This window comes from Streptomyces sp. (assembly GCF_050698815.1).
GTDB lineage: Bacteria > Actinomycetota > Actinomycetes > Streptomycetales > Streptomycetaceae > Streptomyces.
The window spans coordinates 1-23,860 of record NZ_JBOHCV010000040.1 but is presented as its reverse complement, the minus strand read 5'-3'; the positions used below and the strand labels follow the sequence as shown (position 1 = coordinate 23,860).

At 72.9% G+C, this 23,860-nt stretch carries 22 protein-coding genes and 1 pseudogene; 6 read left to right on the top strand and 17 right to left on the bottom strand.

From position 1 onward, the window contains the following. Positions 1–1,082 (top strand): aldehyde dehydrogenase family protein (locus ACRDP3_RS01565; protein ID WP_431514968.1); only part of this gene is annotated, 1,082 nt, incomplete at its 5' end. A gap of 113 nt (positions 1,083–1,195) precedes the next feature. Here the strand turns inward: ACRDP3_RS01565 and thpD are convergent. From thpD to ectA, 4 genes are all read right to left on the bottom strand, one after another. Continuing rightward, complete coding sequence (thpD, locus tag ACRDP3_RS01560; RefSeq protein ID WP_431514967.1) at positions 1,196–2,095, bottom strand: ectoine hydroxylase; 900 nt, start codon at positions 2,093–2,095, stop codon at positions 1,196–1,198. A gap of 92 nt (positions 2,096–2,187) precedes the next feature. Further along, complete coding sequence (locus ACRDP3_RS01555; RefSeq protein ID WP_431514966.1) at positions 2,188–2,592, bottom strand: ectoine synthase; 405 nt, start codon at positions 2,590–2,592, stop codon at positions 2,188–2,190. 79 nt (positions 2,593–2,671) lie between these two features. Beyond that, positions 2,672–3,940, bottom strand: a complete 1,269-nt coding sequence (ectB, locus tag ACRDP3_RS01550; RefSeq protein ID WP_431514965.1) for a diaminobutyrate--2-oxoglutarate transaminase — start codon at positions 3,938–3,940, stop codon at positions 2,672–2,674. A gap of 117 nt (positions 3,941–4,057) precedes the next feature. Further along, positions 4,058–4,636 (bottom strand): diaminobutyrate acetyltransferase, encoded by a 579-nt coding sequence (ectA, locus tag ACRDP3_RS01545; RefSeq protein ID WP_431514964.1) that lies wholly within the window; start codon positions 4,634–4,636, stop codon positions 4,058–4,060. 447 nt (positions 4,637–5,083) lie between these two features. Between ectA and ACRDP3_RS01540 the strand changes: the two genes are divergently transcribed. Further along, positions 5,084–6,178, top strand: a complete 1,095-nt coding sequence (locus ACRDP3_RS01540) for an amidohydrolase family protein (protein WP_431514963.1) — start codon at positions 5,084–5,086, stop codon at positions 6,176–6,178. A 51-nt stretch (positions 6,179–6,229) separates the two neighbouring features. After that, on the top strand, positions 6,230–7,663 hold the full coding sequence (locus ACRDP3_RS01535; protein WP_431514962.1) for an amidase: 1,434 nt from the start codon (positions 6,230–6,232) through the stop codon (positions 7,661–7,663). Between the two features lie 7 nt (positions 7,664–7,670). On the opposite strand, the gene ACRDP3_RS01530 is transcribed toward ACRDP3_RS01535, so the two are convergent. Beyond that, complete coding sequence (locus ACRDP3_RS01530) at positions 7,671–8,390, bottom strand: FadR/GntR family transcriptional regulator (RefSeq protein ID WP_431514961.1); 720 nt, start codon at positions 8,388–8,390, stop codon at positions 7,671–7,673. Between the two features lie 214 nt (positions 8,391–8,604). On the opposite strand from ACRDP3_RS01530, the gene ACRDP3_RS01525 reads away from it, so the two are divergent. The 3 genes from ACRDP3_RS01525 (at position 8,605) to ACRDP3_RS01515 (ending at position 12,929) form a co-directional block, all read left to right on the top strand. Further along, a complete protein-coding gene (locus ACRDP3_RS01525) occupies positions 8,605–9,981 on the top strand; it encodes an SLC13 family permease (protein ID WP_431514960.1) in 1,377 nt (458 codons plus the stop codon). Positions 9,982–10,060: 79 nt separating this feature from the next. After that, positions 10,061–11,506 (top strand): acyl-CoA synthetase, encoded by a 1,446-nt coding sequence (locus tag ACRDP3_RS01520; protein ID WP_431514959.1) that lies wholly within the window; start codon positions 10,061–10,063, stop codon positions 11,504–11,506. After that, on the top strand, positions 11,499–12,929 hold the full coding sequence (locus ACRDP3_RS01515) for a carboxyl transferase domain-containing protein (RefSeq protein WP_431514958.1): 1,431 nt from the start codon (positions 11,499–11,501) through the stop codon (positions 12,927–12,929). Before ACRDP3_RS01520 ends, ACRDP3_RS01515 begins: the two co-directional genes overlap by 8 nt. 52 nt (positions 12,930–12,981) lie before the next feature. Here ACRDP3_RS01515 and cobC read toward each other — a convergent pair whose 3' ends face one another. The 12 genes and pseudogenes from cobC to ACRDP3_RS01455 form a co-directional block, all read right to left on the bottom strand. Then, on the bottom strand, positions 12,982–14,073 hold the full coding sequence (cobC, locus tag ACRDP3_RS01510) for an Rv2231c family pyridoxal phosphate-dependent protein CobC (RefSeq protein WP_431514957.1): 1,092 nt from the start codon (positions 14,071–14,073) through the stop codon (positions 12,982–12,984). Beyond that, positions 14,057–14,986 (bottom strand): sirohydrochlorin chelatase, encoded by a 930-nt coding sequence (locus ACRDP3_RS01505; protein WP_431514956.1) that lies wholly within the window; start codon positions 14,984–14,986, stop codon positions 14,057–14,059. The genes cobC and ACRDP3_RS01505 overlap by 17 nt, the downstream gene beginning before the upstream one ends. Further along, on the bottom strand, positions 14,983–15,591 hold the full coding sequence (locus ACRDP3_RS01500) for a precorrin-8X methylmutase (RefSeq protein ID WP_431514955.1): 609 nt from the start codon (positions 15,589–15,591) through the stop codon (positions 14,983–14,985). Before ACRDP3_RS01500 ends, ACRDP3_RS01505 begins: the two co-directional genes overlap by 4 nt. Beyond that, entirely contained in the window at positions 15,588–15,854 is a 267-nt protein-coding gene (locus tag ACRDP3_RS01495; protein ID WP_431514954.1) for a DUF362 domain-containing protein, read from the bottom strand. The genes ACRDP3_RS01500 and ACRDP3_RS01495 overlap by 4 nt, the downstream gene beginning before the upstream one ends. Next, on the bottom strand, positions 15,842–17,590 hold the full coding sequence (gene cobJ, locus ACRDP3_RS01490; RefSeq protein WP_431514953.1) for a precorrin-3B C(17)-methyltransferase: 1,749 nt from the start codon (positions 17,588–17,590) through the stop codon (positions 15,842–15,844). Before cobJ ends, ACRDP3_RS01495 begins: the two co-directional genes overlap by 13 nt. Then, complete coding sequence (gene cbiE, locus ACRDP3_RS01485; RefSeq protein WP_431514952.1) at positions 17,587–18,891, bottom strand: precorrin-6y C5,15-methyltransferase (decarboxylating) subunit CbiE; 1,305 nt, start codon at positions 18,889–18,891, stop codon at positions 17,587–17,589. Before cbiE ends, cobJ begins: the two co-directional genes overlap by 4 nt. Further along, on the bottom strand, positions 18,888–20,090 hold the full coding sequence (locus tag ACRDP3_RS01480; protein ID WP_431514951.1) for a cobalt-precorrin-5B (C(1))-methyltransferase: 1,203 nt from the start codon (positions 20,088–20,090) through the stop codon (positions 18,888–18,890). The genes cbiE and ACRDP3_RS01480 overlap by 4 nt, the downstream gene beginning before the upstream one ends. 3 nt (positions 20,091–20,093) lie before the next feature. Beyond that, positions 20,094–20,936, bottom strand: coding sequence for a precorrin-4 C(11)-methyltransferase (gene cobM, locus ACRDP3_RS01475; protein ID WP_431514950.1), 843 nt, complete (start codon positions 20,934–20,936; stop codon positions 20,094–20,096). Continuing rightward, positions 20,933–21,664: a precorrin-2 C(20)-methyltransferase gene (gene cobI / locus ACRDP3_RS01470; protein ID WP_431514949.1), complete on the bottom strand. Its 732-nt coding sequence runs from the start codon at positions 21,662–21,664 to the stop codon at positions 20,933–20,935. The genes cobM and cobI overlap by 4 nt, the downstream gene beginning before the upstream one ends. Beyond that, the gene (locus ACRDP3_RS01465; protein ID WP_431514948.1) at positions 21,661–23,031 is read right to left on the bottom strand and encodes a cobyrinate a,c-diamide synthase; all 1,371 of its coding nucleotides are present in this window, start codon (positions 23,029–23,031) and stop codon (positions 21,661–21,663) included. Before ACRDP3_RS01465 ends, cobI begins: the two co-directional genes overlap by 4 nt. Before the next feature lie 4 nt (positions 23,032–23,035). After that, positions 23,036–23,635, bottom strand: coding sequence for a cob(I)yrinic acid a,c-diamide adenosyltransferase (gene cobO / locus ACRDP3_RS01460; RefSeq protein ID WP_431514947.1), 600 nt, complete (start codon positions 23,633–23,635; stop codon positions 23,036–23,038). Further along, positions 23,635–23,860, bottom strand: a pseudogene (locus ACRDP3_RS01455) (hypothetical protein); the annotation flags it as partial. The gene cobO and the pseudogene ACRDP3_RS01455, both read right to left, overlap by 1 nt.

The window sequence follows — 23,860 nt, the reverse complement described above, 5'->3', positions numbered from 1 at the left end:
CCGCCAGCGCGCTCGCCGCCGGCTGCCCGGTCGTCGTCAAGGCGCACCCGGACCATCCCGCCACCTCCGCGCTGACCGGCGCCGCGTTGCGCCGGGCAGCCGCCGAGGCCGGGCTGCCCGAGGACGTGCTGAGCGTGGTGCACGGCTTCGAGGCGGGCGTCGAACTGGTCAAACACCCGCTCGTCGCGGCGGCGGGCTTCACCGGCTCGGTACGGGGCGGACGCGCGCTCTTCGACGCGGCGGCGGCGCGGCCGACGCCGATCCCCTTCCACGGCGAACTCGGCTCCCTCAACCCCGTCGTCGTCACCGCCGCCGCGGCGGCGGAGCGCGCGGAGGAGATCGGCGCCGGGCTGGCCGGCTCGATGACCATGGGAACCGGACAGTTCTGCACCAAGCCCGGCCTGGTGCTCGCCCCCGAGGGGGCGGACGGTGACCGGCTGCTCGCCGCGCTGACGGACGCGGTGGGCAAGGCGCCCCAGGGACCGCTGCTGGACGGCAGGATGCGCGAGGCGTTCCTCGCCGGGGTCGGCGCCCGCGGCGAACTGGAGGGCGTACAGGCCCCGGTGCCCGCGGGCGCCGGCCAGGGCGGGGACGAACACACCGTCGCCGCGGGCCTTCTCACCGTCCCGGCCGGGAAGCTCGGATCGCCGCAGTACGAGCTGCTGCTGGAGGAGTGCTTCGGGCCGGTCACCGTCGTCGCCCGCTACCGGGACGAGGACGAGGTCTCCGCGGCGCTCTCCCGGCTGCCGGGCAACCTCACCGCCACCGTGCAGCTCAGCGGCGCCGAAGCGGCCGGCGACGGCGGCCACGGGGCCCGGCTGCTCGCCGCACTGACGCCGCTGGCGGGCCGCGTGCTGGTCAACGGCTGGCCGACAGGCGTGGCGGTGGCCCCCGCTCAGCACCACGGCGGGCCTTACCCGGCGACCACGTCCACCTCGACCTCCGTCGGCGCCACCGCCATCGAGCGCTGGCTGCGGCCCGTCGCCTACCAGGACGCGCCGGACCCGCTGCTGCCGCCCGAGCTGCGCGACGCCAACCCGCTCGGCCTGCCGCGCCGGGTCGACGGCCGCCACGAGAGCTGACCGGTTCGCGGTCCCGGCGCGGCGGAGACCGGAAAAGCAGAAAAAAGGGGGGAGGCCGTCATGCGGCCTCCCCCCTCATCACGCGGGCTCGGTCCGAGACGCGCGTGCCTGGGTCACCGCACCGGGGTGAAGTCCCGCGCGCCGATGTAGTCGGGGCGGCGGACCGGTGCCGCGAACGGGTCCCTGGCCTCGTTCTCCACGCTGTTGAAGACGATGAAGACGTTGCTCCGCGGGTACGGAGTGATGTTGTCACCGCTCCCGTGCATGCAGTTGCAGTCGAACCAGGTCGCCGAGCCGGCCTCGCCCTTGAAGAGCTTGATGCCGTGCGCGTCGGCGAACTTGCACAGGGACTCGTCGGACGGGATGCCCGCGTCCTGCATCTGCAGTGACTGTTTGTAGTTGTCCTTCGGGGTCTTACCCGCACAGCCGAGGAAGGTCTTGTGCGACCCCGGCATGATCATCAGGCCGCCGTTGGTGTCGTAGTTCCGGGTCAGCGCGATCGAGACCGAGACGGTCCGCATCTTCGCCAGACCGTCCTCGGCGTGCCAGGTCTCGAAGTCGGAGTGCCAGTAGAAACCGGTGGCACCGAACCCCGGCTTGACGTTGATCCGGGACTGGTGGACGTAGACGTCCGAACCCAGGATCTGCCGTGCCCGGCCCACCACTCGAGGGTCCCGCACCAGGTTGGCGAAGACCTCGCTGATCTTGTGCACCTCGAACACGGTCCGAATCTCTTCCGACTTCGGCTCCACGATCGAGCGCGCGTCGGCACGGATCTCCGGATCCGTGACGAGCCGGTCCAGTTCCCTGCGGTAGGTGTCGACCTCACCCGGTGCGATGAGCTGGTCGATCGCAAGGAATCCGTCCCGCTCGAAATCCGCCAGATCCGGTTCCTCGAACGGCCCTGGAGCACCCGGGTCGGACCATAGGACGGGGTCCATCCGGGGGGTGGCCACCTCGGTGGCTCCGCGAGTCGGGTACAGGTCGGCGGTGCGCTCGGGTGCGGTGGTCATGGTGTTGCCTTCCTCTCCTCTCGTACGGCCCTGATGATGGGCGAATCGGCCGAAACGGCCGAACTGGCCGAAGACGGCCGAGCCTTGTGGGCTCAGTCCTCGTCCGGCTCAGTGAGAAGCGGGTAGACGCCGTTCTCGTCGTGATCCTCCCGGCCCGTGACGGGCGGGTTGAAGACACAGATGCACCGGAAGTCGGTCTTGGGGCGCATGGTGTGCTTCTCGTGCCCGTCGAGCAGATACATGGTGCCGGGGGTGATCATGTGCTTCTCACCCGTCTCGTCATTCGTGAGCTCGGATTCGCCCTCGACGCAAAGTACGGCTTCGACGTGGTTTGCGTACCACATCGACGTCTCCGTACCCGCGTACAGCGTGGTCTCGTGCAGCGAGAAGCCCACACGCTCCTTCGCCAGCACGATCCGCTTGCTTTCCCAGGTGCCGGATGCGGACTTGACGTGTCGGTCGGTGTCCTCGATGTCCTTGATCGAACGAATGATCACGTTTTCTGCCGTGCCTTTCTCTCTCATTACGGGGTCGGCCCGCCCCGGACGCAACCGGGACGGGCCGTGAGCGATGACGTTATGCGGTTTCGCGGACCGCCCGGGCCAGCACGCGCAGGCCCTCGTCCAGCTCTTCGGGGGTGATGGTCAGTGCGGGCAGCAGCTTGACGACCTCGCTCTGCGGACCCGAGGTCTCGATCAGCAGACCCAGCTCGAAGCAGCGCTTGGCGACGGCGCCGGCCCGGTCCTTGTCCTGGAACTCCAGGCCCCAGACCAGTCCGCGGCCACGGAAGTCGGCGACCTCCTCGCCGTGCTCCTCGGCGACCGCGCGCAGCACGGCCTCGATCTGCTCGCCGCGCGAGAGGGTCTGCTTCTCCATCTGCTGGTCGGCCCAGTAGGTCTCGATCGCGGCCGTGGCCGTCACGAAGGCCGGGTTGTTGCCGCGGAAGGTGCCGTTGTGCTCGCCCGGCTCCCAGATGTCCAGCTCGGGCTTGATCAGGGTGAGCGCGAGCGGCATCCCGTAGGCGCCGATGGACTTGGACAGCGTGATGATGTCCGGCTTGATGCCCGCCTCCTCGAAGGAGAAGAAGGCGCCGGTACGGCCGCAGCCCATCTGGATGTCGTCGACGATCAGCAGCATGTCGTGCCGCTCACACAGGTCGGAGAGGGCGCGCAGCCACTCGGCGCGGGCGACGTTGATGCCGCCCTCGCCCTGCACGGTCTCCACGATGACGGCCGCGGGCTTGTTCAGGCCGGAGCCCTGGTCCTCCAGCAGCCGCTCGAACCAGACGAAGTCGTCGGTGGTGCCGCCGAGGTAGTCGTCGAACGGCATCGGCGTGCCGTGCACGAGCGGGATGCCCGCGCCGGCGCGCTTGAAGGCGTTGCCGGTGACTGCCAGCGAGCCCAGCGACATGCCGTGGAAGGCGTTGGTGAAGGAGACGATGGACTCGCGGCCCTTGACCTTACGGGCCAGCTTCAGGGCCGCCTCGACCGCGTTGGTGCCGGTCGGGCCGGGGAACATCACCTTGTGGTTCAAGCCGCGCGGCTGCAGGATCTTCTCCTGGAAAGTCTCCAAGAAGGCCCGCTTGGCGGCGGTGCTCATGTCCAGGCCGTGCACGACGCCGTCCCGCTCGAGGTAGTCGAGCAGCGCGCGTTTGAGTACCGGGTTGTTGTGGCCGTAGTTGAGCGTGCCCGCTCCGGCGAAGAAGTCGAGGTACGTATGGCCGTCCTCGTCGTACATGTGTGAGCCCTGCGCCCGGTCGAAGATCGTGGGCCAGCCGCGGCAGTAGCTGCGGACTTCCGACTCGACGGTTTCGAAGACGCTCAGGTCCGGCTGAGTGATGGTCACAGCATGCTCCTGGGGGGTTGAGTCTCGGGAAGAAGAAGTCTGTTCGGGGGGTCTCGGGGCTCGGGGGCATCCGGGGGACCGAAGAACCGGGGGCGAAGAGCGGTACGGGCGCGTACGTCAGCGCGGGGCGACCGGACGGGCGTCCAGCAGGGACGCGACCGGGCCGATCCGGTACAGCACTTCGGGCTCGTGACCGCTGTCGGGGAACACTCCCGCGTCGAAGAGCACCTCCTTCTCCGTCGCCGCGCCGTGCCGCTGGGCGAAGGAGGTGAAGAGGCGGTTGGAGGGAGTGTTGTCGGGAGTGACGGTGGTCTCGATCCCGTCGATGCCCAGCTCCCGGGCCACCCGGGCCGCCAGCCCGTCGAGCATGGCCGCTGCCAGCCCGCGGCCGCGGGCCGCCTCGTCGACGGCCACTTGCCAGACGACGAGCGTGTGCGGGCGCTGGGGGCGTACGTAGCCGGTGATGAACCCGACCGGGGCGCCGCCCGCGTCGCGGGCCACCACAGAGGTGGTGGCGAAGTCCCGGCACCACAGCAGGTAGCTGTAGGAGGAGTTGAGGTCGAGCGTCCGGGAGTCGCGGGCTATGCGCCAGATCGCGGCTCCGTCCTCCAGTTCTGGAGCGTCGAGTGTCAGCCCTTCCGGCATTTCCAGGAAATCTCTGTGGGCACGTGCATGGTCTGCTTGTGCGGCGGTCATGGGTATTAAATTTACCCAGCAGATCCTAAAAACGCACGGCGGGGTGAGGTTACGTGGCAGTGAGATCATGTGTTATCGCGCGGGCGCGCATGTCCCGGGGGGAAAACTGGGGTCTTGTATGGTGATTTTCCCGGGCAATACGGACACTTTGTGGACTCTGTCACATTGGCGTAACGACTGGAGGTCCAAGGCGGTGCGTAGCGACGGGGCTCACAGAAGTGTAGCGTTTAGAAAAGCGAAAAGCGGGCAGAAGAATGCAGTCGGCTGTGTTCGAGAAAAGACCGGGAAATGCATTCTCCACCGGTGCCTCCAATGTCGCATCTTTTCTCCGGGAACTGCAATGCGGCGAGCACGGTGCGTGCTCGCCGGCCCGGTCGGCCGCAATTGCCTCGGAGTGCCCTGTGAGGGTGTCTGTGCGGCGCGTGAGCGGGCTCGTAGGGTGCGCACATGAGCGACCGCGGCAATCTGCACATCAAGGGGCGCGTGCTGGTGGGGCCCGAGGACGTACGGGACGAGCTGTGGGTGGTGGACGGACGGATCACCTACCGGCGCCCGCCGAACACGGCGCCGGACCCCCTGGTCATCCAGGGCTGGGCGCTGCCCGGACTGGTCGACGCGCACTGCCACGTCGGACTCGACGCCGAGGGAGCGGTCGACGAATCCACCACCGAGAAGCAGGCCGTCTCCGAACGGGAAGCGGGCACCCTGCTGCTTCGCGACGCGGGGTCGCCGGCCGACACCCGGTGGATCGACGACCGGGCGGACCTGCCGCGGATCATCCGTGCGGGGCGGCACATCGCCCGTACCAAGCGCTACATCCGCAATTACGCGCACGAGATCGAGCCCGGCGATCTCGCCGCCTACGTCCGGCACGAGGCGCGGCGCGGCGACGGCTGGGTCAAGCTCGTGGGGGATTGGATCGACCGCGCCGAGGGTGATCTCGCCCCCAGCTGGCCGCGCTGGGCCATCGACGAGGCCATCGCCGCCGCGCACGAGGAGGGCGCGCGGGTCACCGCGCACTGCTTCGCCGAGAACTCGCTGCGCGATCTGGTGGAGGCCGGCATCGACTGCGTCGAGCACGCCACGGGGCTCACCGAGGAGACGATCCCGCTCTTCGCGGAGCGCGGCGTCGCGATCGTTCCCACCCTCATCAACACCGCTACCTTCCCGGAGATCGCGGCGGCCGGCGAGAGCAGGTACCCGCGCTGGTCGGCCCACATGAGGCGGCTGTACGAGCGCCGCTACGAGACGGTGGGCGCCGCCCACGACGCGGGCATCCCCGTCTTCGTCGGCACCGACGCCGGCGGCTCCCTGCCGCACGGGCTGGCCGCCGCGGAGGTGGTGGAGCTGAAGAGGGCCGGCATCCCCGCCGCGGAGGCGCTGTCGGCGGCCGTATGGGCGGCGCGGACCTGGCTCGGCCGCCCCGGCCTGGACGAGGGCGCACCGGCGGACCTGGTCGTCTACGACGAGGACCCGCGGGCGGACGTCGGGGTGCTGGCTGCTCCGCGCAGGGTGGTGCTGCGGGGGCGGGTGGTGCGCTGAAAGCCACCGCGCCCGCCGCGGGTCCGCAGCCGAACCGAAGGAGGAGACCCGGTGCGGGAGATCGTGTCGTGGGACGCCCTGGAACTCTCCCGGGCGATCGGGAACCGCGAGGTGTCGTGCGTCGAGGTCATGGAGGCGTATCTCGGCCACATCGAGCGGATCAACCCGCACGTCAACGCGATCGTCGGGGCGCAGGACCCGGAGATCTCCCTGCGGCAGGCGCGCGAGCGTGACGCGCAACTGCTGCGCGGTGAACGCCTGGGCTGGATGCACGGTTTCCCGCACGCGGTGAAGGATCTCTCGGAGGCGGAGGGGCTGCCGTGGACGGAGGGTTCGCCGCTCCACCGCGACCGCAGCGGCGAGGGGGACGCGCTGTTCGTCAAGCGCCTCAAGGAGGCGGGGGCGGTGGTGATCGGGAAGACCAACACCCCCGAATTCGGGCTCGGCTCGCAGTCCTACAACCCGGTGTGGGGAACCACGGGCAACGCCTACGACCCCGCACGCACCGCGGGCGGCAGCAGCGGTGGCGCCGCCGCGGCGCTGGCCCTGCGGATGCTGCCGCTGGCGGACGGCAGCGACTACATGGGTTCGCTGCGCAACCCCGCGGCCTTCAACAACGTGCTGGGCATGCGCCCGAGCTGGGGCCGGGTCCCGGCGCCCGGCTTCGTGCCGCAGTTGTCCGTGACCGGCCCCATGGCGCGCAGCACGGCGGACCTCGCCCGGCTGCTGTCGGTCATGGCGGGGCCCGACGCGAGCGCGCCGCTGGGCATCCCCGAGGGGCCCGAGCGCTTCCGGGAGCGCCTCGAAGGTGATGTCGGGGACGCCCGTACCCGTACCAGGATCGCCTGGGTGGGGGACTGGAACGGCCGGCTGGCCACCGAACCCGGCGTGCTCGGCGTGTGCCGCTCGGCCCTGAGCGCCTTGGAGACCCTCGGCTGTGAAGTCACCGAGGCCGTACCGGACTTCCCGCTCGAAGAGATCTGGCAGACGTTTCTGACCTGGCGCTGGTGGGCGAACCTGGAGCGCTACGAGCTCTACGCCGACCCCCGTACGCGGAAGGCGATGAAGCCGGAGGCGGTCTGGGAGACCGAGCACGGCATCGCGCTCAGCGCGCTCGACCTCACCCGGGCAGCCGCCGCCCGGGACCGCTGGTACGCGGCCCTGACGGAGTTCTTCGAGCGCTACGACTACATACTCGCCCCGGCCGCCCAGGTCTTCCCGTTCGACAAGGAGACGCACTGGCCGGAGCGGGTCGGCGGGCGCGCGATGGACACCTATCACCGCTGGATGGAGACCGTCGTCCCCTGGTCCCTCGCGGGGCTGCCCGTGATCGGGATACCCGCCGGGTTCGACGGCCGCGGGCTGCCCACGGGTGTCCAGCTGATCGGCCGGCCGCACGCCGACTTCCCGCTGCTCCAACTCGCCCACGCCTACGAGCAGGTGACCGGCTGGACCGGCCGTGTGAAGCCCGGGCTGCTGGACTGAGTCCGGGTCAGGAGCCCTCGTTCTCCTCGCCCGGGTCCCACTCCAGGAGCCGGACCTTGGCGACGGTGCGCACGTGACGGCGCATCGCGGTGGCGGCCGCCTTGGGGCTGCCCGCCTCGATCGCCTCCAAGATGCGGACGTGCTGGTCCAGCGACCGGGTGGGCCGGCCGGGCTGCCGCAGCGACTCGTTGCGGCTCTCGGCGACCGCCTCGGCGATCGAGCCCATGAACTCCGCGAGCAGCGTGCTGTGTCCGGCGGCCGTGACGGCCGCGTGGAAGTGCCGGTCGCCCTCGACGCCGTGACCACCCGCGGCGATGTCCGATTCCATGCCGCGCAGGGCGGTGCGCATCTCCGCCAGGTCGCTCTCCGTGCGGCGCTCCGCGGCGAGTTCGGCGAGCTTGGTCTCCAGTGCCTCCCTCGCCTCCAGTACGTCCGGGAGCCGCCGCCGGCGTTCGACGAGCCGGTCGACCGGTTCCGCGTCGAGGGTGTCGCGCACGAGGTACGTACCGCCGCCGTGCCGTGTCTCGACGAGCCCCTGCACCTCGAGGACGACGACGGCCTGCTTGACGGAGGCGCGGCTGACGCCGAGGCGCTGTGCCAGCTCCCGCTCCGGCGGCAGCCGGTCTCCCGCGACCAGCTCGTGCTCGTCGGCGTAGGCGCGCAGCCGCTCCAGGACCTGCTCGTAGAGGCGGGGACGCGTCATCGGTCGCAGCGCGTCGTCGGTCATGCGGACCCCCCTTGGTCTTCACTGCCCCCCGGCGGGGAGCGTAGCACCGTGGTCCGGAGGCTCAGAGGCCTGATGGCAAAGTGGCTGAACCAATTCTGCCCGAAGTATTGACAGGGTAAAACCGCAGACCCGACGGTGGTCCAGCCACTTGGCCAGTTTTCTCCCCCGGGTCAGGCGGTCCATCTGCCCCTGGGACCCAAGGACGGGAGCCCCGATGTCTGCCGAACTCATATCCATCCTGGTGCTGGCGGTGATCTTCGTCATCGCCACCACACGCTCGATCAACATCGGGGCGCTCGCCTTCGCCGCCGCGTTCGGGGTCGGAACGCTCGCCGCCGGTTTCGACGCGGAGAAGATCTTCGCGGGATTCCCCGGCGATCTCTTCGTGGTGCTGGTCGGGGTCACGTACTTCTTCGCCATCGCCCGTGCCAACGGCACGACCGACTGGCTGGTGCATGCCGGAATCCGGCTGGTGCGCGGCAGGGTCGTGCTCATTCCGTGGGTGATGTTCGCGGTCACCGGCGTGCTGACGGCCATCGGCGCGGTCAGCCCCGCGGCGGTCGCCATCATCGCGCCGATCGCGATGGGGTTCGCGGCGCAGTACCGCATCCACCCGCTGCTGATGGGCGCGTTGGTGGTGCACGGTGCGCAGGCCGGCGGCTTCTCGCCGATCAGCATCTACGGCTCGACGGTCAACAGCATCGTGGCCAAAGAGGGCCTGCCGGGGAACGAGATCGCCCTGTTCGGAGCAAGCCTGCTCGTCAACCTCGTCATCGCGGTGATCATCTTCGTCGCCTGCGGCGGCCTGCGGCTGCGCGGCAACGAAGCGGTGGTGGCTGCCGGCGCCGGCTCCGCCGCGGCCCGTGACGACGGTCCCGCAACGGCGGCGAAGGACTCCAAGGCCACGGACTCCGCGGCCGCGGCGGATTCGGCCGGGATGGGAACCGGGCCCGGGACCACCGCGGACGAGGAGCAGCCGGGCGGTGCCGTACGGCTCAACGCGGCCCGCACGGCCACGTTGGCCGGCCTGGTCGCCCTCGTGGTCGCCGTCCTCGCGTTCGATCTGGACGCGGGTCTGACCGCCATCCTGCTGGCCGTCGTCCTCGCCGTCATCTGGCCCGCGGACAGCAAGGCGGCCGTCAGCGGCATCGCCTGGCCCACCGTTCTGCTGGTGTGCGGCATGCTCACCTACGTCACCATGCTGGAAGAGATGGGCACCATCGACTGGGCGGGCGCGGGCGTCGCGGCCATCGGCATTCCACTGGTCGCCGCGCTGCTGTTCTGCTACATCGGCGGGATCGTTTCGGCCTTCGCGTCCTCCGTCGGCATCATCGGCGCCCTCATCCCGCTCGTCGTACCCTTCCTCGAAAAGGGCGAGATCGGGGTCATCGGCATGGTCGCTGCCCTCTCCGTCTCCGCCACCGTCGTCGACGTCAGCCCCTTCTCCACCAACGGCGCACTCGTACTGGCGAGCGCCGACAAGGTGGACCGGGACCGCTTCTTCCGCCAACTGATGATTTACGGAGGGCTGGTGACCGCTCTGGGACCGGCCCTGATCTGGCTGGTCATGGTGGTACCCGGATTCGGGTGACGGCCCGTCCGCCGGACCACGACCGCACTGACCGCACACCGCACTGTCACCCGCGAGTACGACCGCGAGGAGCCACTCCGTGTCCACGTTCTTCCCGGCACTGCGCACCCCGCCCGCCAGGACCGCTCTGCGCTTCGGCGAACAGACCCTCGACTACGCCGAACTGGCCGCCGTCGCGGGCACTCTCGCCAGGGAACTGGTCCCGGCCCGGCGCATCGCCATCTGGGCGACCCCCACCCTGGAGACCAGCGTCGCGGTGGTCGCGGCCCTGCTCGCGGGGGCACCCGCGGTGCCGCTCAACCCGAAGGTGGGGGAGCGCGAACTGGCGCACATCGTCAGCGACAGCGAACCGGTCCTCGTACTCGCCGAGCCCGGCGTCCAGCTCCCCGACGCGCTCGCGGCACTGCCCCGTACCGACGTCGTCACCGCCCCGGCGGACACGGGAGCGGCGCCACCCGAAGAGCTGGCAGAGCCGGATGAGGAAGCACCGGCGCTGATCGTCTACACCTCCGGCACCACCGGGCCACCGAAGGGTGCCGTGCTGCCGCGCCGCGCGCTGACCGCCACCCTCGACGCGCTCGAGGACGCCTGGCAGTGGACGGCCGAGGACGTGCTCGTGCACGCGCTTCCGCTCTTCCACGTGCACGGGCTCATCCTGGGCATCCTCGGTCCGCTGCGCCGCGGCGGGACGGTGCGTCATCTCGGCCGCTTCTCCACCGACGGTGTCAGGGACGCGCTCAGCGGCGGAGGCACGATGCTCTTCGGCGTGCCGACGATGTACCACCGGGTCGCCGAGGAGGTCGGCACCGATCCGCGGCTGGCCCAAGCGCTGGCGGGTGCCCGGCTGCTGGTCTCCGGATCGGCCGCGCTGCCCGCGCACGACCACGAGCGGATCGCCGCCGCCACCGGTCAGCGGATCGTGGAGCGGTACGGCATGACCGAAACGCTGATGAACACCAGCGTGCGGGCGGACGGCGAGCGCCGCCCGGGCGCTGTCGGCGTCCCGCTCAGCGGCGTCGGACTGCGGCTCGTCGATGAGGAGGGCGAGCGGATCGAGGTACAGGACGGCGAGACCGTCGGCGAGATCCAGGTCCGCGGCCGGAACCTGTTCACCGAGTACCTCAACAGGCCGGACGCCACGGCCGAGGCCTTCGCCGGAGGCTGGTTCCGCACCGGCGACATGGCCACCCGCGACCCGGACGGCTACGTGCGGATCGTCGGCCGGAAGGCCACCGACCTCATCAAGAGCGGCGGCTACAAGATCGGTGCGGGCGAGATCGAGAACGCGCTGCTGGAACACCCCGACGTCGCGGAGGCAGCCGTGACGGGCGAGCCCGACGACGACCTCGGTGAACGCATCGTCGCCTGGATCGTGCCCGGCTCCCGGCACCCGTCGGAGCAGGAACTCATCGACCACGTCGCACGGCAGCTCGCCCCGCACAAAAGGCCACGTGTGGTCCGCTACCGGGACTCCCTGCCCCGCAACGACATGGGCAAGCTCATGAAACGGTCGCTCCATGAGTGACGGGGAACCGGCGCGCGAGAGCCGGCACTCGGCGCGTGGCGCGATCCGGGCCGTGGCCCGCGGCTTCACGGAACTGGCCGACGCGCGGGCCGGGGCGCAACGGCCGCCGGCCCCGCACCCGGACGGGCCGCTGGAGTGGAACGGCTACGGCCTCGCCCGTGCGCGCGCGGGCGAGCGCACCGGCGAGAGCGAGTCCGTCGTGTGCGGCACCGCCCGGATCGGTGCCGTCGAAGCGGTGCTGATCTCCTTCGAGTTCGGCTATCTCGGCGGCTCGCTCGGGGCGGGCACCGGCGACCGCATCGAGGCCGCCTACGCGCACGCCCGCGCGCACCGGCTGCCCCTCGTCTCGCTGATCGCCACCGGCGGCAGCCGCATGCAGGAGGGCATGGTCGCGCTCTCCCAACTGCAGCGGGTGGCAGAGCAGTCCGCGCTCGCCCGGCGGGCGGGTGTGCCGCAACTGGCCGTCCTCCGCAACCCCGCCACCGGCGGCGGCTGGGCCACGCTCGGCGCGAGTGCCGACGTGGTGCTGGCCCTGCCCGGCGCCCAGGTCGCCTTCGCGGGCTCCCGGGTACGTCCGGCGGGCGCCGACCCAGGGGCGTACACCGCCGAGGGGCAGCACGCCGCCGGGCACATCGACCGGATCGTGCCGGAGGCGGAGCTGGGCGGCGTGCTGGAGCGCTACCTCACCCTGCTGACAGGCGGCGGCTCGGACACCCCCGCGCCCCCGCCCGCCGCCCTGCCGACCGCGCGCGGCTCCGCCGGCCCGGGTGGCCCGGACGGCCCGGACCTCCCGGTCAGCGGGCAGGACGCCCTGGCGCGGGCCCGCGCCGCCGGACGGCCGCGCGCCGCCGCCTACCTGGACGCGTACTTCGACCGGCGCGAGGAGGTACGGGGCGACCGGTGCGGTGGCGTCGACGACGGGACGCTGTGCGGTTTCGGGCAGCGGGCGGGCCGTACCGTCGCCTACGCGGCACAGTGCGGCACCGCCACCCGCCCCGCCGGATTCCGCACCGCCGCGCGGCTGATCCGTACCGCGGACAGGCTCGGCATCCCGGTGCTGACACTCATCGACACGCCCGGTGCCGCCAACGACGCCGAGGCCGAGCGGGCCGGGGCCGGGCCGGCGATCGCCGAGGCCTTCGCCGCCGTCGCAGAGGCGGCCGTGCCCGTCACCTCGCTGCTCATCGGCGAGGGCGGCTCGGGCGGCGCGCTGGCCCTCGCAGCTCCCGGCAGGCTGTGGGTCACGCCGGACAGCTACTTCTCCGTGATCGCCCCCGAACTCGCCGCCGCCATCCTCAAGCGTTCCGGCCAGGAGGTCCCGGCGACCGCCGAGGAGCTGCGGCTGCGGCCGCAGGACGTGGTCGCCCTGGGCATCGCGCAGGGCGTGGTGGGCACGGAGGCGCGGTCGCGGCACGTCGCCTGACCCCGGGCGGGGCGGGCCGCCGTCGGTGGCGGTAGCCGGCGGGCACCGGCCGTCAGTGGCCCTCGAGAACCTTCGCCAGGGCGGTCACCAGCCGGTCGGTGCACTCCCGGTCCCGTACCGCCAGCCGGAGCCATGACGGGCCCAGTCCGGGGAAGGTGTCGCCGCGGCGCACGGCGAAGCCCCGCGCGCGCAGCCCCTCGCGGAGCGTCACCGCCTCCGGGTGCCGCACCAGGACGAACGGTGCCTGCGGACGGCCCGGCGTGTGCAGGCCCGCCGGGCCGAACTCGCCCAGCCGGGCCAGCAGATGACCGCGGTCCACCGCGACCTGCCGGGCCGCGGCGTCGGCCTCCGCGAGCGCGGCCGGTTCGCAGCACGCCTGAGCCGCCGTCAGCGCCGGGGCCGAGACGGGCCACAGCGGCTGGTGCCGGGCGAGCATGGCGACCGTTTCGGGGTCGGACAGCACGTAACCGACGCGCAGCCCGGCCAGGCCCCAGGTCTTGGTGAGGCTGCGCAGCACGACGACGCGGCCGGGCAGACCCGCCAAGTGCGGTGCCAGGGACTCCCGTTCACCCGGCACCGCGTCGATGAACGCCTCGTCGAGGACCAGGGTCCGCCCCGGCCGCGCGAGCGCGGTGAGGGTGCGCGCGGGGTGGAGTACGGACGTGGGGTTGGTCGGGTTGCCGATGACCACCAGGTCGGCGCTCTCCGGCACGGCCGCCGGGTCCAGCCGGAAGCCGTCCGCCGCGCTCAGCAGTACGCGCTCGACCGGGTGTCCCGCGTCCCGCAGAGCCGCCTCCGGTTCCGTGAACTGCGGGTGCACCACCACCCCCCGCACGGTCCGCAGCGCGCGGGCCAGCAGCACGAACGCCTCCGCGGCACCCGCCGTGAGCAGCACCCCCTCCTCGGCCACCCCGTGACGGGCGGCCACGGCGCGGCGGGCGGCACGGCCGTCGGGGTAGGCGGCAAGCGTGTCGAGCGAGGCGGCGATCCGGGCCTTCAGCCAGGCCGGCGGAGTGCCGCTGCGGACGTTGACCGCCAGATCGGTCAGCTCCGCTCCCGCGTCCCGTACTTCGGCGTCACCGTGGTGCCGCAGGTCGTGCCCGCCGTCCGACTGGCCGGCCGCCGGCTCAATGGGAGTGCGCATGAGGGTCACCGCTGTGGTGCGGGTGGTGGTGACCGTCGTCGTCGGGGTGGAAGTGCGGCTGCTGCGGCAGGCCGACCTTGTCCTCGAACCCGGGCATCGTGACGCGGTAGACGCAGCTGTCGCAGTTCATCCGCAGGTCGCCCTCCACCGCTTCGTGGTAGCGCTCGAAGACGAGGCCGGCCAGTTCCTCCGTAGGGCCGATGACATCGGCGTTGACCACCTCGACCGACGGGTTGGCCGCCGCCCAGCCCGCGGACTGCTGGCGGACGCGCTCGGGGAGGATGCCGGTGAAGAGGAAGTAGGGCAGGACCACCACCTTGGTCGCGCCCAGCTTGCGGCAGCGGTCCAGGCCGGAGGCCACATCGGGGGCGGCGAGCGAGACGAACGCCGTCTCCACGCCCGCGTAGCCGCGCCCCTCCCACAGCAACCGGGCCGCCTTGTGCACCTCGGCGTTGGCGTCCGGATCGGTGGACCCGCGGCCGACGAGCAGCACGGTGACCCGGGCGCGGTCGTTGGGCGTACGGGGGGCGGCGCCGTCGCCGTTCAACGCCTCCTCCAGCCGACGCTCCAGCACGGACAGCAGAGCCGGGTGCGGGCCCAGCGGGCGGCCGTAGGTGTAGGAGATGCCGGGGTGCCGCTCCTGCTCGCGGGCGAGGGCGGCGGGGATGTCGCCCTTGGCGTGCCCGGCGGAGACCAGCATCATCGGCACGGCGGCGAACCTCGTCACGCCGCGCTCGACGAGTTCGGCCACCGAGTCGGCGAGCGGGGGCGGCGACAGCTCGATGAACCCGCCCGCGACGGGGATCTCCGGGTCGCGCCGGCCCAGGTCGCCGACGAAGGAACGGAAGGCTTCGGCTCCCTCCTCGTCACGGGTGCCGTGGCCGACGAGGAGGAGGGCGGGCGGGGTCGTCACTGGTTCTCCTTGGTATCCGGGATATCTGAAGTCGCTGTGTACAGCAGTGCGTTGAGGGCGGCAGCGGCGACGGCCGAACCGCCCTTCTCCGAGACGTTGCTGACGGCCGGGAGGCCGCTGGCGCGCAGGGCGGCCTTGCTCTCGGCCGCGCCGACGAAGCCGACCGGCAGGCCGATGACGAGGGCGGGCGAGACGTCGAGGTCGATGAGTTCGTACAGCGCGGTCGGTGCGCAGCCCACCACCCACACCGCGCCCGGCCCCACCTGCTCGTAGGCGAGGCGGACGGCGTGCGCGGAACGGGTCAGCGTGCCGGCGGACTTCGCGTCGGCGAGCCGGCACACCGTCTGCCGGCGGGTGATGCCCGCGGCGACCATCTCCACGTCCGTCACGACGGGCGCGGGCGGCTGCCCGTGCAGGGCCGCGTGCGCGGTGCGCAGCGCGGTCTCGTCGGTGACGAGGTCGGTGGCGTAACCGAGGTCGGCGCTGGAGTGGATGACGCGCTCCAGCACCGCACGGGTGAGCGGGGGCAGCGACGCGGTGTCGATGCGGGAGCGCAGGACGCGGTAGGACTCGCGTTCGATGGGATGGACGGTACGGGTGTTCAACAGGGGCCTCCGAAAAGGGAGTTCAGGTCCCCGGCGCTGTCGCTTCCGGCAAGGGTGCCGGTCCCGGCTATCGCGTCGACGGGGCACACCTCGATGCACTCGCCGCAGCCGGTGCACAGATCCGGCCGGACCAGCAGGGTGCCGCCGCGCGGGCGTATCGCCCGCTCCGGGCACGTCAGCAGGCACGCGCCGCAGCCCGCGCAGCGGTCGGTGACGTGCACGGGTGCCGCGCCGGCCGGCCCGTACCCCGTCACGACTGCCACCGGTAACCCCGGGGCGTCACCATGCGCCCGGCGATCGCCCGGGTCGCGGTGTTGCCGACCGTCACCACGGTCATCATGTCGACGGTCGCGGGATCGAGCGCGCCGAGCGTGGTGAGTGTGGCGTGCTCGTCGGGGCGGCTGGCAGCGCGGACGACGCCGACGGGGGTACGCGGCGTCCGGTGCTCGGCGAGGATGCCGAGCGCTTTCGGCAGCTGCCAGTCCCGGCCCCGCGAGCGCGGGTTGTAGAAGGTCACCACGATGTCCGACTCGGCGGCCGCCCGTACCCGGTGCTCGATCACCTCCCACGGGGTGTGCAGATCCGACAGGCTGATGGAGACGTGGTCGTGGCCGAGCGGCGCGCCGAGGACCGCCGCCGCCGCCAGTGCGGCGGTGACGCCGGGGACGCCGACGACGTCGATCTCGCCGGTCGCCTCGGCGAGGGCGGGGGAGGCCATCGCGTAGACGCCCGCGTCGCCGCTGCCGATCAGCGCGACGGAGTGCCCCGCACGGGCCTCCGCCACGGCGGTACGGGCCCGCAACTCCTCGGCGCCCAGCCCGGATTCCAGCACCCGGGTGCCGGGCCGCAGCAGGTCGCGGATCTGCTCGACGTACTGGTCCAGGCCGACCAGCACCGACGCCCTGCGCAGTTCGGCCCGGGCGCGCGGGGTGAGAAGGTCACGCGCGCCCGGACCGATCCCCACGACGGACAGCCGGCCGCGCGGGCGGCGCCGCGCCACGGCGGCGGTGGCCATGGCGGGACGGCCTTGCGGCGCCGACTTGGCTTTGGGCACCAGGAGTTCGTACCCCTCGCCCGCGACGGCCAGCGCGGCGGCCTCCGCGACGGAGGGGGTGCCGACGGCGGCGCGCGGCGCGTCGGAGGGGTTGGGCACCTCGATGCCGGCGAGCACCTCGGCGGGGTACGTGCGCAGCGGCACCCGCAGCCGGTCGGCGGCGGCGAGCAGCCCGGGCTCACCGGCCTTGGCGTCGACGGTCGCCAGTTCCGTGACGGAGCGCGCGGAGAGCCCCGCGTCGTCGAGGACCCCCTCGATGAGCTCGAGCACTTCGTCACCGCACACGCCGCTGCTCGCCCCGACCCCGATCACCAGCGACGGCGGTCGCAGCACGACATCGCCGGGGCCGAGCGGGATGACCTGGTCCGTCACCCAGAGGGTGGGCGGCGCCGCGGCGGTGTCACCGGCCGCCGGGAGGTAGGGGCCCGCGCCGCCTCCGGGCGGTGTGACATGCGGCGGGAGGGCGGGCAGCGGCCACTGCGCCGTCGCGCGCAGGGTGACCGGGGCGCCGTCGAGGAGGGCGCGGGTGACCGCCGCCACCGCGCCCTCGACCGGCCAGCCGAGCGTGTCCAGGCCGGGTATCCCGGCGGCGTCCGTCGCCGTGGTGATCACGGGCCGGCAGCCGGGCAGCACGTCGGCCACCGCGCCCGCCAGTTCGTTCGCACCGCCCGCGTGACCGCCCAGCAGCGCCACCGCGTACTGCTGTGCCTCGTCCACGCACACCACGCCCGGATCGGTGGCCTTGCCGGCCAGCAGCGGGGCGAGGAGGCGGACGGTGGCGCCGGTGGCGAGGAAGCAGACCAGTTCGTCGCACTCGGCGAACGCCCGCTCGACGGCCTCGCGGACGGTCGGGCCGGTGTAGCTGCGGGTACGGTCCGGCCATGCCGCGGCCAGCCGGTCGCGGGCCGTGGCGCCTGCCGCGGTGGCGGAGATGAGGCCGATCACGGTGTGGCTCCTTCTGCGGGGTCGGGGAAATCGGATGCCGGGTGTGGTGCCGGGGCGGTGCCCCAGAGGACGAAGACGGGGTTGGTGGCGGAGAGCCGGGTCACCTCGCCCGGCAGCGGTGACAGCCGGGAGGAGTGCAGCAGTACGCCGTCCGGGGCCAGCCCGGCCCCGGCGAGGGCCGCCCGCACTTCGGGCACCCGGTCGAGCGCGGCGAGCGTGACCACGACGCAGCGGCGGGCACGGCGTGCGCAGGCCGCCACGATCGCCGGCAGCTGCCGCCCGCCGCCGCCGACGAAGACGGCGTCCGGATCGGGGAGTTCACCCAGCACATCGGGTGCGCTGCCGTGCACGGTCTCGATGTCGACGCCGTGCGCGGCGGCGTTCGCACGGACGCGTTCGACGCCCTCGGCGGTCCGCTCGACGGCGATCGCCGCCGCGCCGAGTCGCGCGCATTCCACGGCCACCGAACCGCTGCCCGCGCCGATGTCCCAGACGAGGTCCCCGGTGGCCGGCCCCAGCCGGGCGAGGGCGAGGGCGCGTACCTCGTACTTGGTGACCATCGAGTCGCGGTGCGCGAACTCCGTCTCCGGCAGCGCCCATCGGCCCGGTGCGGACCGGCCGCCGGCGAGGGTGCGCTGCGCGGGCGCCACGGCGCGGGTCTCGTCGAGGCAGAGGACGAGGCTGACGGGGTCGGGCCAGACACGGGCGGCGGCCTCGGCGGGGGAGAGGCGTTCGACGTGTTCGTCCGCGCTGCCGAGGGCGGTGGCGACGACGAGGGTGCGGGGGATGCCGGTACGGGCGAGGGCGGCGCCCAGTTCGGCGGGGCCGCAGCCGGGGCCGGTGAGCACCGCCGTCTTGTGATGCGCGCGGCAGACGTTGAGGGCGGTGCGCGGGTCGCGCCCGTGCGCGCTGACGACGGCGGCGTCGTCCCACGGCAGCCCGGCGCGGGCAAACGCGACGGCGACGGCGGGCGCGGAGGGCAGTACTTGGAGCGCCGCGGGGCCGAAGCGGCCGGCGAGCGCCCGTACGATGCCGAAGAAGCCGGGATCGCCCGAGGCGAGCACGACGACGCCGGCGCCGGGCACGGCAAGGTGGGCCTCGACCGCGTCGAGGGCCGGAGACAGCGCCCCCAGGACGAAGCGCTCCGCTCCGGCGGGAACCGGCGCCGCGTCCAGATGCCGCCGCGCGCCCACGACCAGGGTCGCCCCGGCCAACGCCGCGTCCCGGCCCGGCCCTTGGAGCTCTGCGTCCGCGCCCGCGTCCGTACCGGTGCCGGTGCCCGTGCCGATGACTGTGATCACGGCAGCAGCCCCCCGCGTACGGCCGACGACCCGGCCGAGGCGATCACCGTCCGGCCGGTGAAGTCCACCATCGCCGCCTCAGCCGTCATCGCGTGCTCCGTGAAGCGGGCCAGGACCTCCGCGACACGGCGGCACAGCTCCGTGCCGGCGGCCTCCAGCAGCCCGGCCGAGTCCCACAGTTCGAAGGCGTGCCGGGCGGTGTTCGCGTGGGCGACCTGCTCGGTGACCGCAGCCGGGCCGCCGGCGGTGCGGGTGATGTCGGCGAGCACACCGGGGTCGACCTTCGAGCGGGTGTAGTGGGTCATCAGGATGCCGGAGGCCAGCTTCGTCAGCTTCCCCGCCATGCCGACGAAGACGACGTGCGGAACCCCGCCCTCCACCGCACGCCGCAGGGCGGCACCCGTGAAGTCGCCGACCTCGACGAAGCTCACGCCGGGCAGTTGCGGCAGCAGCTCCATCGCGCCCTTCTCCGTACGGCCGCCCGTGCACAGGACCACGGCCGGGACGTGTTGCGCGGCGGCCACCGAGACCGCCTGTTCGACGCTCGCCCGCCACGAGGCGGTGGAGAAGGGCCGTACGATCCCCGTCGTCCCGAGGATCGAGATGCCGCCCAGAATGCCGAGCTTGGCGTTGGTCGTCTTCCGTGCCCGCAGCTCGCCGTCCGGCACGCTGATGGTGACGTCGACGCCGCGCGCGTCGACGTCGATGACCTCCCCGACCGCCTGGTTGATCATGCTCCGGGGTACCGGATTGATCGCCGGGCCGCCCACCTCCAGGCCGAGGCCGGGCCGCGTGACCACGCCGACGCCGACGCCTCCGTGCAGCGCGAGGCCCGGCGCACCGCGCCAGCTCACCGTGGCCGTCAGCCGTGAGCCGTGGGTGACGTCGGGGTCGTCGCCCGCGTCCTTCACCACGACCGACTCCGTACGGCCCTGCCGCAGCTCGGCCGACTCCTCGACCGCGAAGGTCACCCGCCGCCCCGAGGGGAGCGCGACCTCCACCCACGGCTGTGCCTCGCCCGTCGCCAGATAGAGCGCGGCGGCGCGGGCGGCGGCCGAGGCGCAGGTACCCGTGGTCCAGCCGGTACGCAGGGCCTTGGGGCGCGCCTTCGCGGTGCGCGGCAGATCCGGTTCGCGCAGGTCGGGTTCGCCCGGCCGGGGTTCGCCCGGCCGGTGCGGGGGAATGTCGTCCGCGGTCATGTGTCAGCCGTCCGCGGCCGTTCGGGCCGCCCGCAGGGCGCGCCGTGCCTCGGGGTCCGCCCGCCGGAAACCGTGGAAGTGCCCCGGGTGGTAGAGGTGCGACCGGGTGCCGGTGGCCGACAGCGCGGGGCCGACCAGGAAGAGGGTGTGCTTCCAGAGCTTGTGCTCCTTGACCGTCTCCGCCAGCGTGCCGATCGTGCAGCGCAGCACCAGCTCCTCCGGCCATGTCGCCTGGTAGGCGATGACCACGGGGGTGTCCGTCGGGTAGCCGCCCTCCAGCAGTTCGGCCGTCAGCTGACCCGAGCGTGCCGCGGACAGGAAGAGCGCCATCGTCGTGCCGTGCCGCGCGAACTCCCGCACTTCCTCACCCGGCGGCATCGGCGTCTTGCCGCCGCCCAGCCGGGTCAGGATCACGGACTGAGCGACCTCCGGGATCGTCAGCTCCCGGCCCACCAGCGCCGCCACCGCCGAGAAGGCCGACACCCCGGGCACGATCTCCACCTCGATGCCCAGCTCCGCGCACCGGTCGCACTGTTCCTGCGTGCCGCCCCACAGTGCCGGGTCGCCGGAGTGGATACGGGCCACCCGCAGCCCCGCGCGATGCGCCCGCGCGTACACGGCCATGACGTCCTCCAGGGACATCGTCGCCGAGTCCAGGACCTCGGCGTCGCCGCGCGCGTGCCGCAGCACTTCCTCCTGCACCAGGCTGGCGGCCCAGATGACGATGTCGGCCTCGGCGATGGCCCGTACCGCGCGGAGGGTCAACAGGTCGGCGGCGCCCGGCCCGGCGCCCACGATGGTCACCTTGGCGCCGGGTGCGGTGCCGTGCGGGGAGCCGGCGGTCACAGTTTGCCTCCTCGGGAGCCCCGCCGGGCGGGGGCGATCAGGGTGGAGAGATACGGCAGTGGCGCGTCCGGCGCGGTCAGTTCGGCGGCCGGCCGGATGGACTCGCCGGGCAGGCCCAGCGCCGAGCCCCACACCGCGCCGTCCGTACGGCCGGTGTCGCGCAGCGCGTCCGCGACCTCGGCGGCCAGTCGCCCGAACTTGTAGGCCACCACCGTCCCCGGTCCCTCCAGCGCCTCCTTCAGCACGCTGGTCCCGGCCGTGACGGGGACCAGCGTCAGCGGCTCCGTCCCCTCCGTGAGCACGGCGCCGCTACGGGCGGCCAGGTCCTGCATCGCCGTGATGCCCGGAACGGTCTCCACCACCAGTCCCGGCAGCAACTCGCCCACCGTCTGGGCGAGATAGCTGAAGGTGGAATAGACGTTGGGGTCGCCGATGGTCGCGAAGGCCACCGTGCGGTGGGTGCCGAGCAGTTCGGCCACCCGCGCGCCCGCCGCGTCCCACGCGGCTTCCCTGCGGCCGCGGTCGCTGCGCTCGTTCAGCGCGAAGACGACGCGGACGACCCGCGCGGCGTCGACGTAGTGCAGCACGGTCGCCTCGGCACGGCCCGTACCGCCGTCCTCCATCACGGGTACGACGACGGCGTCCGCGTCGCGCAGTGCGTTGACGCCCTTCACGGTGACCAACTCCGGGTCGCCGGGGCCGACCCCCACCCCGATCAGCCTGCTCATGCGGTACACCTCTCTACGAACCGGCGGGCCATCTCCGGTGCGGCGGCCCAGTGCACATGGAGATAGGAGGCGTGCACGTTTCCTTCCGCGCCGCCCACGAAGCCTTCCGTACGACGCTCGGGACGCACCAGCCCCCAGGCGGGCTCGCCTCCCGCACCGGGCGTGAGGACGGTGCGGTGGAACTCATGGCCCCGGACCCGCGATCCGGCCACCGCCAGCGCGCTGTCGCCGACGGCGACGGCCTCGCGATAGCCGAGCGTGAGCCGTTCGGTCATCCGGGCGGTGGCGTCCAGTACGCCGCACATCGGCCTGCCGTCCAGCTCGCGGGAGAGATAGAGCAGTCCGGCACACTCGGCCGCCACGGGTCCGCCCGCGGCGGCGAGTTCGGTGACGGCGGTGCGGAGCGGCTGGTTCGCGGACAGCTCCGGCCCGTAGACCTCGGGGAAACCGCCGCCGATGACGAGGCCGCGGGTGCGGTCGGGCAGCGTCTCGTCGTGCAGCGGGTCGAAGGGGACGACCTCCGCGCCGGCGGCGTGCAGCAGTTCCGCGTGCTCCGCGTAGGAGAAGGTGAACGCGGCGCCCGCGGCGACGGCGACGCGTGGCCGCTCCGCCCGGGTCTCCGGGGCGGGCTCACCGGTTTCGGCCGCAGCGTCCCACGGACCCGCCCCCAACGCGGGCGCGCCGCGCGCCAGCGAGAGCAGCGCCTCGAGGTCGCACCCCTCCCGTACCAGCGCGGCCTGCGCGGCCACCGCCGCGACCGCCTCGGCGCGCCGCTCGGCGACCGGCACCAGCCCGAGGTGCCGGGACGGTGTGTCCACCGCCGCCGCCCGCCGCAGCACCCCCAGCACCGGCACTCCGGCTCCGTCCAGCGCCTCCCGCAGCAGCTCCTCGTGGCGGTCCGAGCCGACCTTGTTCAGCAGCACCCCCGCGACCCGTACCGCCGGGTCCCAGGACGCGAAGCCGTGCACCAGCGCCGCGACCGACCGGGACTGCGAGGAGGCGTCCACGACCAGCACGACCGGAGCCCGCAGCAGCTTCGCCACATGCGCGGTCGAGGCCAGTTCACCCTCACCGCCCACGCCGTCGAACAGGCCCATCACGCCTTCGATGACGGCCAGTCGGGCCCCGGCCGCGCCGTGTGCGAAGAGCGGGGCGATCCGCTCCGGGCCGCACAGATACGCGTCGAGGTTCCGTCCCGGCCGCCCGGTGGCCAGTGCGTGGTAGCCCGGGTCGATGTAGTCGGGTCCCACCTTGTGCGGGGAGACGCTCAGCCCTGCCCCGGCGAAGGCGGCCATCAGTCCGGTGGCGACGGTCGTCTTGCCGCTGCCGGAGGAGGGCGCGGCGATGACGAGGCGGGGGACGTTCACGTGTTCACCACTCGATGCCCCGCTGGCCCTTCTGGCCCGTGTCCATCGGGTGCTTGACCTTGGACATATCGGTGACCAGATCGGCGGCGTCGATGAGCCTTCCCGGCGCGTTGCGGCCGGTGATGACCACGTGCTGGGCGCCGGGCCGGTCACGCAGCACGGCGATCACCTCGTCGGTGTCGACCCAGCCCCAGTGCATCGGATAGGCGAACTCGTCGAGTACGTACAGCCGGTACGTCTGCGCGGCGAGGTCCCGCTTGACCTGCTCCCAGCCCTCGCGTGCCGCGTCCTCACTGCTCATCTCGCCGTCCCGCTGGATCCAGGACCAGCCCTCGCCCATCTTGTGCCAGGCCACCGAGCCGCCTTCGCCGCTCGCGCCCAGCACCCGCAGGGCCCGCTCCTCGCCGACCTTCCACTTCGCCGACTTCACGAACTGGAAAACACCGATCGGCCAGCCCTGGTTCCAGGCCCGCAGCGCGAGCCCGAAAGCGGCCGTGGACTTGCCCTTGCCGACGCCGGTGTGTACGACCACGAGCGGACGGTTGCGGCGCTGACGCGTCGTCAGTCCGTCCGCCGGTACGGTGCTCGGCTGTCCCTTCGGCATTACGCGGCCCTCCGTGTCTGCGGCTGCCGGTGAGTTCCGGTGGCGTCCCGTACGAGGTCGGTGACGGCCTCGGCGCGCAACTCCTCCAGCGTCACGCCCGTACCGCCCAGGTCCCGGGCGAGGGCGCCGGCGAGGCCGAGCCGAACCGGCCCGGCCTCGCAGTCGACGACCACCGACGCCGTGCCGTCCGCCGCCAGCAGGCGAGCCGCGCGCTGCGCCAGCGCC

Bases quoted from the DNA above. Each gene is read 5' to 3' on its own strand.
- thpD (WP_431514967.1), bottom strand. From the start codon at position 2,095: ATGACCACCGCACCCGAGCGCACCGCCGACCTGTACCCGACTCGCGGA.
- ectA (WP_431514964.1), bottom strand. From the start codon at position 4,636: ATGACCGCCGCACAAGCAGACCATGCACGTGCCCACAGAGATTTCCTG.
- ACRDP3_RS01540 (WP_431514963.1), top strand. From the start codon at position 5,084: ATGAGCGACCGCGGCAATCTGCACATCAAGGGGCGCGTGCTGGTGGGG.
- ACRDP3_RS01530 (WP_431514961.1), bottom strand. From the start codon at position 8,390: ATGACCGACGACGCGCTGCGACCGATGACGCGTCCCCGCCTCTACGAG.
- ACRDP3_RS01525 (WP_431514960.1), top strand. From the start codon at position 8,605: ATGTCTGCCGAACTCATATCCATCCTGGTGCTGGCGGTGATCTTCGTC.
- ACRDP3_RS01515 (WP_431514958.1), top strand. From the start codon at position 11,499: ATGAGTGACGGGGAACCGGCGCGCGAGAGCCGGCACTCGGCGCGTGGC.
- cobC (WP_431514957.1), bottom strand. From the start codon at position 14,073: ATGCGCACTCCCATTGAGCCGGCGGCCGGCCAGTCGGACGGCGGGCAC.
- ACRDP3_RS01480 (WP_431514951.1), bottom strand. From the start codon at position 20,090: ATGACCGCGGACGACATTCCCCCGCACCGGCCGGGCGAACCCCGGCCG.
- cobI (WP_431514949.1), bottom strand. From the start codon at position 21,664: ATGAGCAGGCTGATCGGGGTGGGGGTCGGCCCCGGCGACCCGGAGTTG.
- cobO (WP_431514947.1), bottom strand. From the start codon at position 23,635: ATGCCGAAGGGACAGCCGAGCACCGTACCGGCGGACGGACTGACGACG.